This window comes from Streptomyces sp. L-9-10, assembly GCF_004151105.1.
Taxonomy (GTDB): domain Bacteria; phylum Actinomycetota; class Actinomycetes; order Streptomycetales; family Streptomycetaceae; genus Streptomyces.
Genome location: NZ_PHRF01000005.1, coordinates 229603 through 249101, shown reverse-complemented (window position 1 = coordinate 249101; position 19499 = coordinate 229603). Strand labels below are relative to the sequence as shown.

Annotated in this window: 16 protein-coding genes; 4 read left to right on the top strand and 12 right to left on the bottom strand. The window is 71.2% G+C overall.

Features of this window, described 5'->3' with window-relative positions:
* Window positions 1-49: 49 nt before the first annotated feature.
* Both CU044_RS01115 and CU044_RS01110 read right to left on the bottom strand, forming a co-directional pair.
* Window positions 50-1609, bottom strand: a complete 1560-nt coding sequence (locus CU044_RS01115) for an SLC13 family permease (protein WP_129766446.1) — start codon at window positions 1607-1609, stop codon at window positions 50-52.
* A gap of 92 nt (window positions 1610-1701) precedes the next feature.
* Window positions 1702-2487: an IclR family transcriptional regulator gene (locus CU044_RS01110; protein WP_129766445.1), complete on the bottom strand. Its 786-nt coding sequence runs from the start codon at window positions 2485-2487 to the stop codon at window positions 1702-1704.
* Between the two features lie 98 nt (window positions 2488-2585).
* On the opposite strand from CU044_RS01110, the gene CU044_RS01105 reads away from it, so the two are divergent.
* Together CU044_RS01105 and CU044_RS01100 are read left to right on the top strand one after the other, a co-directional pair.
* The gene (locus CU044_RS01105) at window positions 2586-3752 is read left to right on the top strand and encodes an aminotransferase class V-fold PLP-dependent enzyme (RefSeq protein ID WP_129766444.1); all 1167 of its coding nucleotides are present in this window, start codon (window positions 2586-2588) and stop codon (window positions 3750-3752) included.
* A 28-nt stretch (window positions 3753-3780) separates the two neighbouring features.
* Window positions 3781-6753, top strand: a complete 2973-nt coding sequence (locus CU044_RS01100) for an FAD-binding and (Fe-S)-binding domain-containing protein (RefSeq protein WP_129766443.1) — start codon at window positions 3781-3783, stop codon at window positions 6751-6753.
* An 82-nt stretch (window positions 6754-6835) separates the two neighbouring features.
* On the opposite strand, the gene CU044_RS01095 is transcribed toward CU044_RS01100, so the two are convergent.
* From CU044_RS01095 to CU044_RS01070, 6 genes are read right to left on the bottom strand one after another with little or no spacing between them, the layout of a single operon-like run.
* Window positions 6836-7693, bottom strand: coding sequence for a phosphogluconate dehydrogenase C-terminal domain-containing protein (locus tag CU044_RS01095; protein ID WP_129766442.1), 858 nt, complete (start codon window positions 7691-7693; stop codon window positions 6836-6838).
* A complete protein-coding gene (locus tag CU044_RS01090; protein WP_129766441.1) occupies window positions 7693-8493 on the bottom strand; it encodes a TIM barrel protein in 801 nt (266 codons plus the stop codon). Before CU044_RS01090 ends, CU044_RS01095 begins: the two co-directional genes overlap by 1 nt.
* The gene (locus tag CU044_RS01085) at window positions 8493-9278 is read right to left on the bottom strand and encodes a triose-phosphate isomerase family protein (protein ID WP_129766440.1); all 786 of its coding nucleotides are present in this window, start codon (window positions 9276-9278) and stop codon (window positions 8493-8495) included. Before CU044_RS01085 ends, CU044_RS01090 begins: the two co-directional genes overlap by 1 nt.
* Window positions 9278-9778, bottom strand: coding sequence for a ribose-5-phosphate isomerase (locus tag CU044_RS01080; protein ID WP_129766439.1), 501 nt, complete (start codon window positions 9776-9778; stop codon window positions 9278-9280). Before CU044_RS01080 ends, CU044_RS01085 begins: the two co-directional genes overlap by 1 nt.
* A 28-nt stretch (window positions 9779-9806) precedes the next feature.
* Complete coding sequence (locus CU044_RS01075; RefSeq protein ID WP_129766438.1) at window positions 9807-11543, bottom strand: dihydroxyacetone kinase family protein; 1737 nt, start codon at window positions 11541-11543, stop codon at window positions 9807-9809.
* Window position 11544: 1 nt separating this feature from the next.
* Window positions 11545-12918 (bottom strand): MFS transporter, encoded by a 1374-nt coding sequence (locus CU044_RS01070; RefSeq protein ID WP_129766437.1) that lies wholly within the window; start codon window positions 12916-12918, stop codon window positions 11545-11547.
* A 267-nt stretch (window positions 12919-13185) separates the two neighbouring features.
* Between CU044_RS01070 and CU044_RS01065 the strand changes: the two genes are divergently transcribed.
* Window positions 13186-13956 (top strand): FadR/GntR family transcriptional regulator, encoded by a 771-nt coding sequence (locus CU044_RS01065; protein WP_129766436.1) that lies wholly within the window; start codon window positions 13186-13188, stop codon window positions 13954-13956.
* A 70-nt stretch (window positions 13957-14026) separates the two neighbouring features.
* Here CU044_RS01065 and CU044_RS01060 read toward each other — a convergent pair whose 3' ends face one another.
* Complete coding sequence (locus CU044_RS01060; protein WP_240045274.1) at window positions 14027-15274, bottom strand: amidohydrolase; 1248 nt, start codon at window positions 15272-15274, stop codon at window positions 14027-14029.
* Between the two features lie 211 nt (window positions 15275-15485).
* On the opposite strand from CU044_RS01060, the gene CU044_RS01055 reads away from it, so the two are divergent.
* Complete coding sequence (locus CU044_RS01055; RefSeq protein WP_129766434.1) at window positions 15486-15662, top strand: thiazolylpeptide-type bacteriocin; 177 nt, start codon at window positions 15486-15488, stop codon at window positions 15660-15662.
* 101 nt (window positions 15663-15763) lie between these two features.
* Here CU044_RS01055 and CU044_RS01050 read toward each other — a convergent pair whose 3' ends face one another.
* The 3 genes from CU044_RS01050 to CU044_RS01040 are packed head-to-tail and all read right to left on the bottom strand — an operon-like array spanning window position 15764 to window position 19496.
* Window positions 15764-17755 carry a TOMM precursor leader peptide-binding protein gene (locus tag CU044_RS01050; RefSeq protein ID WP_193563839.1) on the bottom strand — a complete coding sequence of 664 codons (1992 nt, stop codon included), beginning with the start codon at window positions 17753-17755 and terminating at the stop codon, window positions 15764-15766.
* A complete protein-coding gene (locus CU044_RS01045; protein ID WP_129766433.1) occupies window positions 17752-18507 on the bottom strand; it encodes an ABC transporter permease in 756 nt (251 codons plus the stop codon). The genes CU044_RS01050 and CU044_RS01045 overlap by 4 nt, the downstream gene beginning before the upstream one ends.
* Window positions 18504-19496, bottom strand: a complete 993-nt coding sequence (locus tag CU044_RS01040; protein ID WP_129766432.1) for an ABC transporter ATP-binding protein — start codon at window positions 19494-19496, stop codon at window positions 18504-18506. The genes CU044_RS01045 and CU044_RS01040 overlap by 4 nt, the downstream gene beginning before the upstream one ends.
* Between the last annotated feature and the right edge of the window lie 3 nt (window positions 19497-19499).

The window sequence follows — 19499 nt, the reverse complement described above, 5'->3', positions numbered from 1 at the left end:
GAGCCGGAGGCGGCGGGGTGTCGTCCGTGTCCGTCGGCACCCGCCGCGTTCAGAACCAGCCAGGGACGACGAACACTCCCCAGGTCACGGCGGGCACCGCCACGGCCATCGCGAGGCCCCACACCATGAGACCGCGGAAGACCGTGTCCCGCCGCGCCTCGGGCGAGTTGGCGACCACCAGGGCGCCACTGGTCGAGAACGGCGAGGAGTCCACCACCGACGCCGAGATGGCCAGCGCGACGATCAGCCCGACCGCGCCGACCTCACCGCCCAGCAGGAAGGGGACCGCCAGCGGGATCAGCGCGCCCAGGATGCCCGTGGTGGAGGCGAAGGCGGAGACGACCGCGCCGATGAGACAGATGAGCAGGGCTCCCAGCAGCGGGGTACGGACCGAGGCGACACCCTCGCCGAGGTAGTCGATGGTGCCGATCCGCTCCATCAGGCTGACGAACGTGACGATGCCGCAGACGAGCAGGACCGTCGACCACGCGCACTTGTCCACCGCCCCCTTCGCCGACTCCGGTGACACGAGGGAGAGAACGACCGTCACGGTAAGGGCCATCAGCCCGACATTGAGGTCGAAGAAGAGGGATCCGACAACCAGGCTGAGCAGGCCGAGGAGGGTGAGCACACGGGCGCGGTCGAGGGTGAGCGGTGATTCCTCCGCGGGTTCGCCGGTGACCGCGACGGCCGCCCCGCCGCTGCCCGCCGGCACCGTCGCCGTCGTCGTCGCCGTCGTCGTCGCCGTGGTCGTGGTCGTGGTCGACACGAAGGACCCGGGGGACCCGGAGGACCCGGAGGACCCGGAGGACCCGGAGGACCCGGGGGACCCGGAGGACCCGGGGGACGCGGAGGACCCGGGGGACCCGGAGGACCCGGGGGACGCGGAGGACAGAGCCGCGGTGACCGTCCGGCCACCGCCCCCGCCGGCCCCGCCACCCGGGCTGTCGCCGGCCCGTGGCTCCCCGGCCGGAGCCTCCGGGCCCGCCGCCGTCTCCCGCCGCCCGAGCAGTGCGCGACCGCCGAACAGGAAGAACACGAAGAGGCTGAGGACGACGTTGAAGAGGAAGGAGCAGAGGAACAACAGCGCGGGATTTCCGGGCAGGTTGTTCCGTGACATGACTCCGTTGGTGATGCTGCCGAACACACTGATGGGTGAGAAGCCTCCGGCGCTGGCGCCGTTGATGATGAGCAGGCCCATCAGAAGCGGGTTGATCCGGTAGCGCTTCGCGAAGCCCAGGCCGATCGGAGCGACGAGCGCGACGGCCGCCGGCACCACCGCGCCGACGGCCGTCAGTACGGCGGTGACCAGGAACATGATCCACGGGATGAGCGCGATCCGGCCACGCACCACTCTCATGGACCCGTGGACGAGCCAGCTCACCGTTCCATTGTTCTTCGCGATCGCGAAGAGGAAGGTCACACCGACCAGCACCACGAACAGGTCCCCGGGGAACCCCGCGAAGATGTCATCCGCGGATTCGTGCACGAACACCGTTCCCACCACAAACGCGACCACGATGGCCAGTGCGCCCATGTGCACCGAGAAAACGGTGGCGACCGTGAATATCAGTACGAGACCGATGATGGAGATGACGTGATCTGACACAAGGCTTCCTCGCCTTCAGTCCGACTCCAATATTTCCGCAATACGGAATCTAATTTCCGCAGTCGGAAGTATGGGAGTGGCGTCAGAAGGCGTCAAGAGTTGTGTCCTGACGCACCGTCACCTCCCGTCGGGGTACGTACGCCCCCCAGCGCGGCACCGACCGCCGCCGCGGCCTCCCGCACCAAGAGGCCGTAGGCGGCCTGGTCTTCGCTGGTCAGACGGCTGGTCGGGACATTCACACTGATGCTCGCGACCGGCTGCCCCGAGCCGCCGAGGACGGCCGCCGCGACCGCCGAGACATCCGTGCGCCATTCGCCGCCGTTCGTCGCGTATCCGCGCTCCCGGATCCCGGCCAGCTCGGCGAGCAGCCGCCCGGGATCGGTGATCGTGGTGGCGGTGAAGCCGGACAGTCCTTCGGCGAGCTGCCGGTCGATGACCTCGGCGGGGCTCGCCGCCAGCACGGCCTTGCCGTTGGCCGAGGCGTGCAGCGGCAGATTCTGGCCCAACGGCAGGATGATGCGCACCGGCTGGGCCGTCTCCAGCCGCTCGATGAGCACGACCTTGCCGCCCTCGGGCACCGCCAGATGGACCGTCTCGTCGGTACGGCGGCGCAGGTCCTCCATCACCGGCACGGCGACATCACGCAGCCCCAGTTCGCCGGTGGCATGCCGGCCGACGTGCAGCGCCTTGGTGGTGACCACCCAGCGGGTGGGGGCGCCGCCCGCCGGGCGGATCCACCCCGCGGTGTGCAGGGTGACCAGCGCGCGCTGGACGGAACTCTTCGGAAGTTCCATGGCCCGCGCCAGGTCCGCGACCCCGACCGGCTGACGCGCGGCCACCTCCTCCAGCGCCCTGAGCGCGTTGAGGACGTTCTGCATCCATTGACTCCCTCCACAACCGAACCCTATGCTCCGCCGTGCCATCACACGATACGCCGTGCCGCCATACGGCACAACCCTTGAAGGGAGCCGTTCGCATGACCTCCCGTACCGGCCGCCACTTCCTCCAGATCCCGGGCCCGACGAACGTCCCCGACCAGGTGCTCCGCGCCATGTCGGCGCCCACGATCGATCACCGCGGTCCCGAGTTCTCCGCCCTGACCCTGCGTCTGCTCGACGCGATCAAGCCGGTGTTCGGCACCGCGGGCCCGGTGGTGATCTATCCCGCCTCCGGCACCGGCGCCTGGGAAGCCGCGCTGGTCAACACCCTGAGTCCGGGCGACCGGGTGCTCTGTTCCGAGACCGGCCACTTCGCCACGCTGTGGCAGGACATGGCCCTGAGCCTCGGTCTTGAGGTGGATTTCGTGCCCGGGGACTGGCGCCACGGCACCGACCCCGAGGTCGTGGCCCAGCGGCTGGCGGCCGACCACGCGCACTCGATCAAGGCCGTCTGCGTCGTCCACAACGAGACCTCCACCGGTGTGACCAGCCGTATCGCCGAGATCCGGCGGGCGATCGACGCCTCGGGGCATCCGGCGCTGCTGCTCGTCGACACGATCTCCTCCCTCGGCTCGATCGACTACCGCCACGACGAATGGGGCGTCGATGTCACGGTGGCGGGATCGCAGAAGGGGCTCATGCTGCCCCCGGGCCTCAGCTTCAACGCCGTCAGCGACAAGGCACTCGCCGCCTCGCGCACCGCCCGGCTGACCAGATCCTTCTGGGACTGGCAGCCCGTCATCGAGGCCAACCGGCGCGGCTTCTTCCCGTACACCCCGGCGACGAACCTCCTCTACGCCCTGGAGGAAGCCCTTCGCATGCTCGACGACGAGGGGCTGGACGCGGTCTACGCCCGGCATGCCCGGCACGCCGCGGCGACCCGCGCCGCCGTCCGGGGCTGGGGACTCGAGGTGCTCTGCGCCGACGAACGCGAGCACTCGGGCTCGCTGACGGCGGTGCTGATGCCCGCCGGCCAGGACGCCGACAAGGTGCGCGAGATCATCCTCGACCGGTTCGACATGTCCCTCGGCGCGGGCCTCGGCAAGCTCAGCGGCCGGGTCTTCCGGATCGGGCACCTGGGCCACTTCAACGACCTCACCCTGGCCGGGACGCTCGCCGGGGTGCAGATGGGCCTCGAACTCGCCGGCGTGCCCATCGACCGGCGCGGTCTGGGGGACGCCCTCGACGTGCTGCGTTCCCGGTGACGGTCCGAACCCTATGGAGCGAGTGAACATGACAACGATCAGCTCGGACGCCCCCGCGATCGGCGGTGCGGCGGCAGAGGATCTGGCACACCGTCTCCGGCGGGAGCTCGACGGTGATGTGGGGTTCGACGACTACACCCGGCATCTGTTCTCGCGGGACGCGAGCATGTACGCGATCACCCCGGTGGGTGTGGTCTTCCCGCGCCACGCCGACGATGTACGGGCGGCGGTGGCGGCGGCCGCGGAGTACGGCATCCCGCTGGTGCCACGCGGAGCCGGCACCAGTCTGGCCGGCCAGACCGTGGGACCGGGTCTTGTCCTGGATCTGTCGCGGTACATGAACCGCATCCTGGAGATCGACGACGGCCGCCGCACGGCGCTCGTCCAGACCGGGGTCGTCCAGGACCAGCTGAACAGAGCGGCGGCGCCGCTGGGTCTGATGTTCGGTCCCGACACCTCCACCAGCAACCGGGCCACGGTCGGGGGGATGATCGGCAACAACTCGGCGGGCAGCGGCTCGCTGCGCTACGGCATGACCATCGATCATGTCCGGGAACTCGACGTCGTCCTCTCCGACGCGAGCCGGGCGCTGCTGGCGCCGGTCGACGAGGTGGAGCGCGCCCGCCGGGCCGCGCAGCCCACCCTGGAGGGCAGCCTCTACAAGAGGCTGCCGCAGATCGTACGCGCCAACTCCGAGGCCATCGCCGAGGGATTCCCGGAGTTCTGGCGCCGGGCGTGCGGCTACCGGCTGGACCGGATGGCGCGCCCGGACACCCCGTTCGACCTGGCCAAGTTCGTCGTCGGCTCGGAAGGCACGCTCGTCATCGCCACGGAGGCGCTGGTCGATCTCGTGCCCAAACCGCGCCACACCATGATCGCCGTCGGCCACTTCACCAGCACGGCCGCGGCCATCGAGGCCACCGAGGACGCCCTGGCCTGCGACCCGGCCGCGGTGGAACTGATGGACCGTACGATCCTGGACCTGTCCCGGCAGAAGATCGAGTACGCCTCGTTGAGCACCATCCTCGAAGGCGACCCCGACGCGCTGCTCTTCGTCAGCTTCACCGGGGACGACAAGCGGGAACTGCTCGCCGGCATGGAGCGGCTGACCACGCTCTGGGCCCGGCACGGCCACGGCTATCACACCCTCCAGGCCATCACCCCGGACCAGCAGTCCTCCCTGCTGAAGGTCCGCAAGTCCAGTCTCGGTCTGCTGATGGCGGCGGGCGAGGGCACTCGCCGGCCGCTGGCCTTCGTGGAGGACACGGCCGTCGATCCGGTCCATCTCCCCCAGTACACGAAGCGTTTCAAGGAGGTGCTGGACCGGCACGGGCTGGAGGCCGGCTTCTACGGCCACTGCTCGGTCGGCTGTCTGCACATCCGGCCGTTCGTGGACCTGACCGACCCGGGACAGGTCGACACCATGCGCGCGGTGGCGGTGGAGATCAAGGACCTGGTCACGGAGTACGGCGGCGTCAACTCCAGTGAGCACGGCGACGGTCTGGCCAGGAGCGAGTTCAACCGGGAGATCTTCGGCGAGCACCTGTACGAGGCGATGCGCCAGGTCAAGCAGGTCTTCGACCCGGACAACCGGATGAATCCGGGCAAGATCGTGGACGCGCCCTCGATGACGGACAACCTCCGTGACCGGGCGCTGCCTCCCGCGGAGCCGCTGCGGACCCGCCTCTCGTTCGAGGTGGTGGGCGGGATGCGGGGCGCGGCGGACCGGTGCATGAACATCGGGCTGTGCCGCAAGAGCGGTTCGGGCGCCATGTGCCCCTCGTACATGGCCACCCGCAACGAGGAGGACTCCACCCGCGGCCGGGCCAACGCCCTGGTCAAAGCGCTCTCCGAACCCGATCCCCGCACGGCGCTCGGGGACGAGCGGCTGCACGAGATCCTTGATCTGTGCCTCATGTGCAAGGCGTGCAAGAGCGAGTGCCCGCTCGGTGTCGACATGGCGACCCTCAAGGCCGAGTCGCTGTCGCACCATCACGATCTGCACGGGGTGCCGCTGCGGTCACGGATCTTCGGCTCGATCCGGCTGCTGAACCGGCTCGGTTCCGTGGCGGCGCCGCTGTCCAACCTGCCGGGACGGCTGCGTCCGCTGCGGCGGCTGCTCGACCGCTGGCTGGGCATCGCCTCGGAGCGACCGTTGCCGGTGTTCGTACGGCGCAATCTGGTGAGCTGGTTCCGTAAGCACGCGCGCGGCGCCGCGGCGTCGGGCCGTCCCGCGGCCACGCAGGGAACACTCACGTTCCTCGCCGACTCCTTCACCACCTTCACCGAGCCGGACATCGGCCGCTCCGCGATCGAGCTGCTGGAACTGGCGGGCTGGCAGGTCCGGCTGGAGAGCCGGGGCTGCTGCGGCCGGTCCAGTCTCTCCAAGGGGCTGGTCGACGACGCCAAGGACAAGGCGTTCGCACTCGCCCATCTGCTCACCGAGACGACGGAGCCCGGCTCACCGATCGTGGGCTGCGAGCCGTCCTGTCTGATGACGCTGCGCGACGAGCACAAGGCGCTGCTGCCGAACGACTCGGCCGTCAAGGACGTCTCGGGGCGGGTGCGCCAGGTGGAGGAGCTGCTGGTCGAGGCGGTCGACGACGGCCGGCTGCGGCTGCGCGAGGACTCCTGGCTCGCCGGACGCCGGCTGCTCTACCACGGGCACTGCCACCAGAAGGCGGAGGTCGGCACCGCCGCGACGATGGATCTGCTGAACCGTATCCCGGGGGTGCGGGTGTCCGAACTGGACGCCGGCTGCTGTGGGATGGCGGGGTCCTTCGGCTTCGAGTCCGAGCACTACGAGGTGTCCATGACCGTCGGTCAGGACCGGCTCTTCCCCGCTGTCGAGGCGGAGCCGCCGGAGACCGTGGTGGTGGCGACCGGGGTCTCCTGCCGTCAGCAGATCTTCCACGGCACGCGCCGCGACGCGTGGCACCCCGTCCAGCTGCTGCGGGAGGCGGTGGCACTCCCCGGTCCGTCCTCGTCCTCCGGGCGCTGAACCCGGAGGACGGTACGCACCGACGGCCTCCCCGGCGCGCACCGGGGAGGCCGCGGGACCGGGCGACCGGTGACGGGCGCGGTCAGCGCCTGATCTCCTTGATCCGCAGCATGCGCGTGATGACCTTGTCCAGCTCGTCGTCCTCGAAGACCTTCTTCCAGTCGTCCTTGACGATCGACTCACGGCCGTAGTCCATGGCGATCAGACAGGCGTCGGAGAACGGGTTGTCGCCCTTGAGGGTGTTGGCCAGCGCCACCTGGGTGTGGCCGAGGAGCATCGCGCGGGCGGCCTTCTCGGGCACACCGACGGTGTGGACGGTCTCGTGCAGCGCCTCGGTGAGCAGCGCGCCGACCATGCAGGCGATGGTCTCGACCAGGGTCGGTTCCAGGACGGCGAGCTGCTTGACCGTCACCCAGTGCACGTCCACGACCGGCGCGTACATGGTGCGGATCACGGACTCGGCCAGCTCCTGGACGGACGGGTCGGGGCCCTCGAAGGAAGCGACGACCTCCTGCGGCGCGGCGATGCCGCCGAAGGTGTCCGCGTACTCCTCCTTGGTGGTGCGTTCCAGGAAGACGGAGGGGTGGCAGGGGTGGGCGACGGCGTTGTGCACGTCGTCGCGGCGGGTCAGCAGACCCGCGTAGGCCGCGGCCGGGTCGAGCGTGAGCAGCACGGAGCCGGGCTTCATCTCCGGCACCAGCTGCCCGGAGACGACGCCCAGTACGACGTCCGGCACGGCCAGGATGACCACGTCCGCCCGCGCCGCCGCCTCGGCGGAGCCGGTCAGTTCGCGGCCGAGGCCGCGGATCAGCTCCTGGCCCTGGGGCGAGTTCTCGGCGAAGAGCACCTGGAAGTCGCTCTTGACGAGGTTGTCGGAGACGCGCCGGCCCATCTTTCCGGCGGCACCGATGACGGCGACGGTCTTGTTCTCGATGGCCATTACTCGCTCCTCCGAAGTGTGCTGATGCAGTGCCGGGTCCACTGGTCCTCGATCCCGGCAGTGGTCTCGAATCCGTCGTCCTGCCACGGAAGCCAGTGCTCCACGATCTGGTTGATCCCCCGCTGATCCGGCTGTACGGTCGCGGTCATATGGGCGTAGTCGAGCTGCCCCTCGCCCAGCGGGCAGCCCGCGTAGGTGAAGCCGACCCAGCCGTCCCGCCGGGTGAAGGCGAAGTCCTTGACATGGATGTTGACGACATGGGGAGCCGTCGCCTCGACGACGTCCCGGGGGCGTTCCAGCCGTGCCACGCAGTTGCCCGGATCGAGCACCACCCCGAGGTGGGGGTCGTCGACCGCGCGGACGACGGTGAGGAGATCGTCGGTGGAGACCTGCTCGTAGGTCTCCAGGCCGAGTGTGACGCCCTGGTCCGCGTAGGCGGGGACGCTCGCGCGCAGCAGCGCGGTCGCCTCGTCGGTGCCGGGCCGGTGACCGGCGGTGTTCATCATCGAGCGGACGAGCGTGACGTCCAGCGTGTCCGCCAGTCGCAGATAGCGCGCGAGATGGTCCCGTCCGATGCCGCGGGTGCCGAGTTCCAGGGTGATGCCCAGGTCCTCGGCGGTGCCGCGGATGTCCGCGAGGCGGGCGTCGTCGAAGGTCTCGATCAGCGGGTAGTCGCAGATCTGGAAGACCTCGCCGCCCAGTTCACGGGTGTTGACGAGCATGCGCTCGACGGTGAGGGGCTTCGGCGCGCGGGACGAGATGCGCCAGAAGTACGCGTAGGTGCTGAGTCCGTACGCCATCAGATTCCCGCCTTCGCGGTGCGGTCGTTCATCTCGTCGAGGATCCGCTCGACGGCGTCCGGATCGTGGGCGAAACGCCCGAGGAACAGTCCGTCGACGCCTTCTCCGAGGCGGCCGAGGAGTCCGGGTCCTGCGCTTCCGCCGTAGATCACCCGGCTGCCGGAGCGGCCGGGGCGCGCCGCCAGCCAGGAGGTCAGGGCGGCGCAGACGGTGGTGATGTGTTCCGGCGAGGCGGGCTCCGGTGCGCCGATCGCCCACTGCGGTTCGTAGGCGACGACGATGCCGCCGCCGTGAGCGCCGCCGTGCTGGGCGGTGGCCAGGATCCGTGCCAGCTCGGCGACGGTACGGTCGGCCGCCTCGGCGGGTCCGGCCGGGTCCGGTTCACCGACGCAGAGTACGGGGGTGAGGCGGTTGCGCAGGGCGGCGGCGGTCTTGGCCGCGACGACGGTGTCGTCCTCGCCGAAGAACCGGCGGCGCTCGGCGTGGCCGACCTCCGCGTAGGAGCAGCCGATCTCCTTGAGGTACGGGCCGGAGACCTCGCCGGTGAAGGGGCCCCGGTCGTGGGTGGCGAGATCCTGCGCGCCGACGCGGACGCCCGTACCGGCGAGCAGGGAACGGAGCGGGACGATCGCCGGGAAGGCCGGCAGGACGAACACCTCGGTGCGGCCCCCGGTGACGGCCGGGTGCCGGGCGGCGAGGTCGCCGATACGGCGGGCCCAGTTGAGGGTTTCGTGATGTCCGAAGTACATCTTCAGACTCACCCCGAGAAGGGTGGGGGCGGACATCAGGCGGCGGCTTCCTCGTCGGTCGTGCCGTCGGTCCCGTCATCGGTCTCGTAGTCGTTCATCAGCTGGACCTTGGCGGCGGAGGCGGAGGACTCGTCGAAGCGGTACGCCAGCCACTCACCGGCCAGCCTGCGCGCCAGCTCCAGACCGACGACGCGCTGGCCGAAGGTGAGGACCTGCGCGTTGTTGGAGAGGACCGCGCGCTCGACGGAGAAGGAGTCGTGGGCGGTGACGGCCCGGATGCCCCTGACCTTGTTGGCGGCGATCGCCACCCCGAGGCCGGTGCCGCAGACGAGCAGCGCGCGGTCGGCCTCGCCGCGCGCGACCATCTCGGCGGCGGCGATGGCGATCGTCGGGTACGCGGTGTGCCCGTCGGCGTCCACACCGACATCGGTGACAGTGGCGACCAGAGCGCTCCGCCGGAGGTCCTCCTTCAGTGTTTCCTTGTAGTCGAAGCCGGCGTCGTCCGAGCCGACGACGATCCGCAGCTTGTCGCTCATGGGGTGTTGCTCCTCGTTGGGGTGGTGGTCAGTGCGCGGCGAGCACGCCGTGCACGGCGCGGACGATCAGGGCGAGGGAGTGGGCGCCGGCGTCGGGCGTCCCGAGGGACCGTTCGGCGTGCGGCCTGGCCCGTCCGACACGGGGGACGAGGCCGGCCGTGGCCTTCGCCGCCTCTTCGGCGGCGGTCGCGGCCCGGTCCCAGGCGGCGGTGAGCGCGGCGCCGTCGGCGACGGCCGCGGCGAGGGTGTCGGCGAACGGTACGAGGACGTCGACCATCGTCTTGTCGCCGACTTCGGCGCCGCCGAGCCGGCGTACCGCGGCGGATGCCTCGGACACACCGCCGGCGACGGTCCCGGCTGTGGGCGCTCCGGTGTCGCCCAGCGCGGCGCCGACCGCGTGGAGCAGTACGCCCCACAGGGCGCCGGAGGTGCCACCGGCCCTGTCCGCCCAGGCGTCGGCGGCGGCGCCGACCGCCGTACCCGCGCCCGCGCCCGCCTCGGCCGCGCGGACGGCCGCGGCGTGGGCGGCGTCGGAGCCCCGGCGCATGCCGATGCCGTGGTCACCGTCGCCCGCGACGGCGTCGATCCGGCCCAGTTCCCCGGCGTGCGTGTCCACCGTGTCCCTGATGGCCCGCAGCGCGGCGACGGCTGTGGCCGCGGCGGTGCGGGACGCCTCGGTGGCGGCGGGCGCGGTGCCGCCCGGCTCGTCGGTCCGTGTCTCCCGTATCTCCTCACCGGATCCGACGGCGGGGGCGGTGGCCTCGCCCTTGCGGTAGGCCGGGGTGTCGGCGGCCGCCGTCCACAGCGGTTCGAGTTCCCCGTCGAGCCAGCACAGGGTGAGGGAGACGCCCGCCATGTCGAAGCTGGTCACCAGCTCGCCGACCTCGGGGTCGACCACCTCGACACCGGCCTCGGCCAGGAGCTGGGCCACCCGCCGGTAGACGACGAAGAGTTCCTCGTATTTGACGCTGCCGAGCCCGTTGAGGATGACGGCCGCGCGCTCGCCGCGTGGTTCCGCGACGCCGTCGGGCAGTTCGGCGAGCAGCTCGGAGACCAGCAGTTCGGCGGCGCCGTCGGCGCTGGGCACCGCGCGCTCGCCGATGCCCGGCTCACCGTGGATTCCGAGGCCGACCGCCATCCTGCCCTCGTCGACCGTGAACAGGGGGTGCTCGGCGCCGGGGAGCGTACAGCCGCTGAAGGCGATCCCGAAGGAGCGGGTACGGGCGTTGGCGTGCCGGGCGGCGGCGGCCACCCCGTCCAGATCGCGGCCCTGTTCGGCCGCCGCGGCGGCTGCCTTGAACACCGGGAGGTCACCGGCGATGCCACGCCGCTTGTCCTGGTCGGCCCGGTCCGCGCTGGAGATGTCGTCGGTGACGGAGACACAGCGGGTCTCGACGCCCGCCGCGTTCAGCTGTCCGGCGGCCTGCCCGAAGTGCAGCACGTCGCCCGCGTAGTTGCCGAACATCAGCAGCACGCCGCCCCCGGTGTGGGCGTGTTCCGCGACGGTTCGTATCTGCCGGGCGGAGGGCGAGGCGAAGACATTGCCGACCGCGGCGCCGTGCGCCAGCCCGGGGCCCACCAGACCGGAGAAGGCCGGGTAGTGGCCCGAGCCGCCGCCGATCACGACGGCGACCTGGCCCCGGGGGGCCGGTGCGCTCCGCACGACCCCGCCGGACACGGGCCGCACCCAGCGGCGGTGGGCCGCGACGAAGCCTTCGAGCGCCTCGTCGGCGAAGGCGGCGGGAGCGTTGAACAGGCGGGTCATGTCAGTGCACCTCGAGAAGCGGCTGGTCCGCGGGGCGGGAGGGGCCGGCGGGCGGGCGTCGGGAAAGGGCGGCCATCAGGGCGGCGGACAGCAGCATGAAGCCGCCCACGACGAACATGGAGAGGGTGTAGCCGCCGCTGAAGTCCTTGAGCCAGCCGGTGATGTAGCCGGCGGCGAAGCCCGCGACATTGCCGGCCGTGTTGATGAGGGCGATGCCCGCCGCCGCTGCCGCGCCGGTGAGGAAGCGGGAGGGGATCGACCAGAAGACGGGCAGCGCGGCGAAGATCGCGCAGGCCGTCACGGTGATGACGGCGACGGTCGCGGCCGGGGATTCCATGAAGAGCGCGAGCGGGATGGAGACACCGCCGACGACGGCCGGGCCCGCGACATGCCAGGTGCGGGTTCCGTGCCGCGTGGCGTGCCGGGACCAGCAGAAGAGGACGACGGCGGCCGGGAGATACGGGATGGCGGTGATCAGCGCCTTGTCCATCACGCTGAACGACGTGCCGAAGCTCTCCTGGAACCCCTCGATGATCGTCGGCAGGAAGAAGGCGAGCGCGTACAGGCCGTAGATGAAGCCGAAGTAGACCATCGCGAGGACCCAGACCCGGCCGCTGCGGAAGGCTTCCTTCAGTGCCTCGCGGCCATGGCCGCGCTCCGGGTTCCCGGTCTTGCCGGCGTTCTCCGCGGCCAGTTCGGCGGTCAGCCACTCCTTCTCCGCGGTGGACAGCCACCGGGCGTCGGCGGGGCGGTCGGCCAGACAGAACCAGGCGATGACGCCGAGCAGGATCGCGGGGATCGACACGAACAGGAACATCACGCGCCAGCCCTCGAGACCGAACAGCCCGTGGTGGCCGATCAGCCAGCCGGCCAGCGGGGCTCCGATAACGGTGGTGAGCGGCTGCGCGAGATAGAAGAGCGCGAGCACCTTCGTACGGTGCCGGGTGGGCACCCACTGGCTCAGGAAGAGGATCGCCCCGGGGAAGAACCCGGCCTCCGCGACACCGAGCAGAAAACGCAGGACGTACAGCTGGTCAGTGGTCTGCACCCAGGTGAAGAGGAGGGAGACGATGCCCCACGTCACCATGATCCTGGCCAGCCAGCGGCGGGCACCGAAGCGGTGGAGCGCCAAGTTGCTGGGGACTTCGAGGACGATGTACCCGATGAAGAAGACGCCGGAGGCGAATCCGAACTGCGCGGCGGTGAGCGCCAGGTCTTTTCCCATCCCGTTCGGCTCGGCGAACGAGACGGCGGTGCGGTCCAGATAGTTCACGAAGAACATCAGGGCCACGAACGGGACAAGCCGGATCGAGATCTTCCTGATCGCTGATCTCTCGACGGCGGACGGCGCGGACGGCAACGCGGTGGTACCCATGGCGGACTCCTCGGCTGCGCCGGACAGCTCTGTCCGGACTCGGGACTCAGTCGGCAGCGATCGTGGCTGAAACAGGGCGCGACACCCGCTCGACCGACTGATGTGTCTTCAACGTAACCCTCGAAAGAAAATTGGTCACCAATTGACCAATGTGGCGAGAGTCACTCTTCGAGTGATCTGCATCTCTCTTGACAGAGCCGTTCGCGACGCAGCGTGGGGGTTCTGGTGGACACCCGTGAGCAGCGGGAATACCCGTCTGGTGTACTGGTGACCGTGACCAGTCAGCCCGATCAGCATCCGTCCGGTTCGCCGGATCTCGCCCAGCTGCTGCGCCCGGTGGTGCGCGAGTCCTCAGTCAGCGAGGTGGCCAAGCGGCTTCTCGATCATCTGTCCGCGGGTGACATCAAGCCCGGCACCCGGCTGCCCGCGGAACGCCAGCTCGCCGAGGCGCTGGGAGTCGCGCGCTCCAGCGTGCGCGGCGCGCTCTCCGCGCTCGATGTGCTCGGCATCATCGAGATCCGCCCCGGCTCGGGCTCGTATGTACGCGAGGGGACCTCGGAGTTCCTGCCGCGCGCCATCAACTGGGGCCTGATGCTGGGGCAGCGGCGTACGCGGGACCTGGTCGAGGTACGCACACACATGGAGGGCGTGTCGGCGCGGCTGGCGGCGGAGCGCGCCACCGAGGAGGATGTGGCGCGGCTCGAAGAGCACCTTCAGCGGATGCGGGACGCGGGGACGGATGTCGCGGCGTTCATCGACGCCGACATCGCCTTCCATCTGGAGACGGCGAACATCGCGCGCAACTCGGTGCTCAGCGACATCCTGCACAGCATCCGGGCGCTGCTCCAGGTGTGGATGGAGCGGGTCAGCGATCTGGAGGGGACCGTCAGCGGCACGCTCTGCGAGCACGACGCCGTGCTGGACGCGATCCGCGCCCATGACCCGGACGCGGCGAACGAGGCGATGGCGGAGCACATGCGCATGGCCAACGCGCGCCTGAGGGAGTCCATCGGCGCGGACGAGCAGCCGGCCGGCTGACCGCCGCCGACTGTCCTCCGCCGGTGACCGGCCACCCGGTCCCGCCGGGTTCCCGGAGCGTCCCGGCGGCTCACTCCCCCGGGCCCGCTCCGCCCGTCAGCCAGCACAGCGCCGCCGACGTCATCGCGGTGATCCCGGCGGGCAGCGCGGTACGGACGTCCGGCGCGAACTCCGGCGAGTGATTGGGCGGGAGGGCCGCGAGCTTCTCCTCGGCAGAACCGGGTGTCCGCGCCCAGGTCCGCGGGCCCACCGTGCCGAACATCCAGTAGGCGAGCGGGATCCCCGGCATTCCGTGCACGGACACCCCCGCGTCCCCGTACAGCGGGAAGTCCTCGCTCGCCATGGCCGGCGGCCAGAGGGCCACCCGCTCGCGGCCGTAGAGCCGCAGATGGGCGTCGCGTACGAGCTCCGTGGCCCCGGGGTCGGGATGGGTCACCGGGGAGCGGGAGACGATGGTGATCTCCGGGTCGCGGGGGCAGCCGGACGCGGCGCACTCCGCCCGTACGATCCGTTCCACCGAGGCCGCCATCCGGTCGAGCGCGCGCTCCGACATGGCGCGGACGGTGATGCCGAGCGTCGCCCGGTCGGGGATGAGGTTGCCGCCGGATCCGGAGTGGAAGGAACCGACGTTCAGCACGGCGGGTTCGGTGGGCGCGGACTCGCGCGACACCACGCTCTGGAGCCGCAGGACCGCCGCCGCCGCGGTGACCACCGGATCCACCGCCAGCTGCGGGGTGCCGGCATGGCCGGCCCGGCCGTGGACGACGGCCTCGAAACCGACGCTTCCGGCGAGCATCGGACCGTACCCATGGGCAACCATGCCGCCCGGCAGCGGGGCGGAGTGCTGGGCGAGGGCCACATCGGGCCGGCCGAAGCGCTCGTACAGCCCGTCCGCCAGCATGGCCCGCGCCCCCGCGAGGGTCTCCTCCGCGGGCTGGCCGACGATCACCACTGTCCCGCGCCACCGGTCCCTGGCGCGGGCCAGCAGCGACGCCGCGCCCGCCGCCGCGGCCAGATGCAGATCGTGGCCGCAGGCGTGCATGGCCGGGCCCTCGCTCGCGTACGGCAGCCCGGTCCGCTCCTCGACCGGCAGCGCGTCCAGTTCCGCGCGGATCAGCACGCGCGGTCCGTCCCCGTTGCGCAGGACGCCGACGACGCCGTGGCCGCCGACCTCTCCCGTCACCTCGTAGCCCGCTTCCGTCAGCCACTCCCCCAGCCGGGCGGCCGTGCGCCGTTCCTCACCGGAGAGTTCGGGGTGGCGGTGCAGGTCCAGATAGAAGGCGACCGCCGGACGGAGAATCCCCCGCACCCCGTCCAGGACGGGGGTGTTCTCGCCGGGGTACGCGACGGGTACGTGGTTCACCCGGCCCATCGTGCGGCACGGGCACGGCGGGTGGCCTACAGATCGCTGACGCGATCGGTCAGTGGAAGACCCGCCGATGTGGAAGTGGGGTGGGCTGGAATACCCATGGCACGACAAGGGACCGCCGGGGCAAGCCCGGTGGCCCGGCCTCCCCCTAGGAGTCACCATGGCTGACAAGAGCCCCCTCGCCTCCCTCGCCGACGAGATCATGGAGCTGGAGTCGGAGACCTTCGAGATCTCGGACTACTCGGACGCCAGCGAGGTCGTGCTCGCGGGCTCCACCAGCTGCAGCTCGACGTCGACCTGCTCCTCGACCACCAGCACCACCTCCTGCAGCGCCTGATCCTCCGCGCTCCGCACGACGGCGGGCGGTACCCGCGACCTTCCGCGCGGGTACCGCCCGTTCTGTCATGTCCGGCCCGGCGGCCGTGGTCAGGGGAACGGTCAGGGGAACGGATGCGGCACGAGCCTGATCTCCGCTTCCGTCAGCTCCCGGTCGCGCAGCCCCGCCCGGAACGCGGCGCTCCGCAGTCGCGGCATACGCGGCGCGCGCTGACGTGACCAGCCGAAGTCGATCGGCAGCAGGCCGGGGACGATCGTGGCCACCGTCCGCAGCCCGATGCGATGCTGCTCCGGGGTGGTCTGGTCGACGACGATGACATCGTGTCCCGCCCGTACCAACGCGTCGCGGCAGTGGGCCACATCGTCCCGCAGGTCGCCCGTCCGTGGCCGCTCCCGCTCCTCCCAGTCGCGGTACACCTCCGCCATCGGCCGCACGGCGGAGGGCTCCAGATAGGTGCGGACATGCTCCGCCATCCTCGGCAGACCGTAGAGCTGCGCGTGGTCCTTGAGATGCAGCACCTTGCCGAAGTCCTCGGCCATGGCCTCCAGTTCGGCCCGGCGCTCGGCCACCTGCCGGGGCAGATGCGGGATGTACGTGAGCACCTCGGAGAGGGCACCCTCCAGGGCCGCCGCCGGATCCAGGCTCGCGCCGGCGCCGAACGAGAAGGTACCGGGGCCGCCGTCGCGCCGGACCGCCAGGCCCGTGACGACCGGTACGCCGAGGTCGATCCGGTTGTCGAAGGCGTGGACGTCATAGCCCTGGAGCGCGGCCCGGTCGATCATGGTGCGGACGGTACGGTCGTCGAGCGAGCCGAGATCGATCTCGGTGAGCGGGGTGGCGCCGTACCAGGCGACCAGGAACGCGTCCCGCTCGATGAGTTCGAGGAGCCCGCCCAGGATCGCCTCCTCCAGACAGCCGCCGATCGCACAGCCGTTGGAGCACTCGAAGACGAAGTTGTCGGAGGCGAGACCCGCGCTGTAGTGGACGAGCCGGGCCGGGACCAGGACCGGGCGCTCGTCGCGCAGGGAGTGGCCCCAGACCCAGGGGATGGGACGGCCGGGGTCGAAGGGGCTGACCATCGGGTCGTCACGGTACGTCTCGGGCGCGTAGAAGCCGCACGCGGCGGGGTCGAGGGCGTCCTCCCCGAGATCGCTGTAGGCAGCGGTGAGCAGGGTGGTGCCGGTGCGCCGGTGCGTACCGGCGTACCTCTCCAGGCCCTCCAGGAAGGCCAGATCGCGGCTGGCGTCGAAGCCGTTGGCCTGGCCGCTCCAGGTGACATCGGTCAGCCCCGCGTACCCGCGCATGAAGACGCTGCCCGCGACCGGCGCGGTGGTGGGTGAGGTGACATTGATCCAGGTGCCCGCGCCGAGGACGCCGGAGACGGGATTGGCGAGCGCCGCGGCCGGCATCGGGTACGCGGACGCCGGGCGCAGCCGGTAGGTGTCCGGGGCGGGCTTGGGCCGGCTCACCGGACCGAGGCCCTCGTCGGCCGGACCGTCCGTGCCGCGTGGTCCGCAGTGCGGGCAGAGCGGATCGGCGAGCAGCGGAAAGGTCCGCACCTCGAGCGTGGCGAGGTCGAGGCGCGAGACCTGCGGGAGGGACCGGTCGGCCGCGCCGGGACCCGGCGGGAGCACGGCGCCCGGAAGGAACACCGCGCGGTGCAGCGCCTCCACCGCGTCCAGGGCGTACGCGGTGAGCCGCGGCCAGTGGCCGGCCGCGCGGGTGCGCGAACCGGTCTCCAGGGCGTCGCGCTCCGTACGGGTGCGCAGCCGCTGCCAGCGCATGGCCAGACACTGGCCGCAGGCGGCGGTCGTGTCGTCACCGCCCCAGGGGCCCACCAGCACGGCCCCCGAGGTGAGATGGACGGTGGCCCCGGGGCGCAGGGCGGCGTGGGGGTCCTGGCCCCGGTGACCGAGTACGTCATCGGCGCCGAGGGGGACCACGGCCGGCCCGGCGGCCGGGGCCAGCCGCAGGGCCAGTTCCCGCCGCAGCAGTTCGCGCGCGGCCTCCAGCGGCACGCCCTCCGGCTGAGCGCCGGCCACCACCGCGCCGGTACCGCCGTGCGCGTCCGTCGTGGTCGTCGTCGTGGTCATGTGGAGTTGCTCCAGCGGAACGTCTTCAGGGCCAGCGCCCCGAAGACGACGGTGAAGACGACCAGGCCGCCGCATCCGAGGGCGATGTCCCCGAGGTCGCCGCGGCCAGAAAGGGACGCGGACACGGCGTCGTTGAGATAGCGCAGCGGCAGCACCCGCGAGATCGACTGGAGCCAGGACGGCATCATGTCCAGCGGCAGGAACGAGCCGGAGAGGAAGGCCATCGGCACCATCAGGCAGTTGGCGATGGCCGCGACCGCCTCGGGCGTGTCGGCGTACGAGCCGATGACCACGCCGATGGTGAGGAACGCCGTGATGCCGAGCACCAGCACGGGCAGCGCCAGCGGCCACCGGGCGTTCAGCTCCAGTCCGAACAGGGGCAGCATCGCCACCGCGATGAACACCACCGCCTGGAAGATCCCCACTCCGAGAGCGAGCACGTAGCGCGAGCCGAGGACCGACGACAGCCGGGTGGGGGTCATCCGGATCAGCCGCAGCAGATCGTCGCGGCGCCACTGCATCAGGGTGAAGGCGACACCGAAGACGGCGGCGTTGGCGACGCCCCAGGACATGACGCCCGGCGCGATGTAGGAGATGTAGGGACGGCCGGTCTCCTCCACCTCCTGGCCCCGGAAGATCAGTCCGAAGACGACCAGGAAGAGCAGCGGGAAGGCGAAGGTGAAGAAGAGGGTGGCCTTGTCCCGGACCTGCGCCCGGTAGCCGGCCCCCGTCAGTGCTGTGTACGCGCTCATCCCTGCTGCTCCGTGTCGTTGGTGTCCGCGGTGTCCGTGATGCCGGTGGGGTCGGGGGTGCCGGTCAGTTCGAGGTAGACGTCCTCGAGCGTGGCGGTGCGGGTCTGGACGCCGTCCAGACCACCGAGCGCGTCGACCGCCTGGAGGACCTTCCCGGACTCGGCCGTCTCCAGTACGAGGGAGCCGCCCTGCTCGGTGACCCGGTCGACCCCCGGAATGGCCGCCGCGTCCTCCTGGCTCATCCGTTCCGACGGGATCAGCAGACGGGTCGGCGCGCCGGCGGCGGTGACCAGATGGTGCGGGGAGTCCAGCGCCACGACCGAACCGGCCACGAGGATGGCGACCCGGTCGCAGAGTGCCTCGGCCTCGTCCAGATGGTGGGTGGTGTAGACGATGGTGCGGCCCTCGCTCTTCAGCGCGCGCAGCACCTTCCACAGATCGCGGCGGGCCTGCGGGTCCAGGGCGGCGGTCGGCTCGTCCAGGAAGATCAGCTCGGGGCCGTGGACCAGGGCCGAGGCGATGGCCAGGCGCTGGCGCTGGCCGCCGGAGAGGTTCTCGACCATGACATCGCGCTGATCGGACAGCCCGACGGTGCCGAGCGTGCTGTCCGCGTCGGCCCGGCTCGCCCCGTACAGGGCGGCGACGGTACACAGATGCTCGCGCGCGGTCTGGCGTACGAAGAAGGCGGAGGACTGGGTCTGGACGCCCAGCCGTGGCAGCAGCGCCACATTCCGCGGCCAGGGGGACTGGCCGAGAACCGAGACGGTCCCGGAGTCCGCCTGCCGCAGGCCCTCCATGATCTCGACGAGGGTGGTCTTCCCGGCGCCGTTGGGGCCGAGGAGTCCGAAGAACTCCCCGCGGCCGACCTGGAGTGACACCCCGTCGACGGCCTGCCGGTCCCCGTATCGTTTGCGTACCTCCTCGACGACGATCGCCGCTCCGGTGGCCGTCTCGTGCGGCACGGACTCCTTGGTCCTGGCCTCGCTCATGTG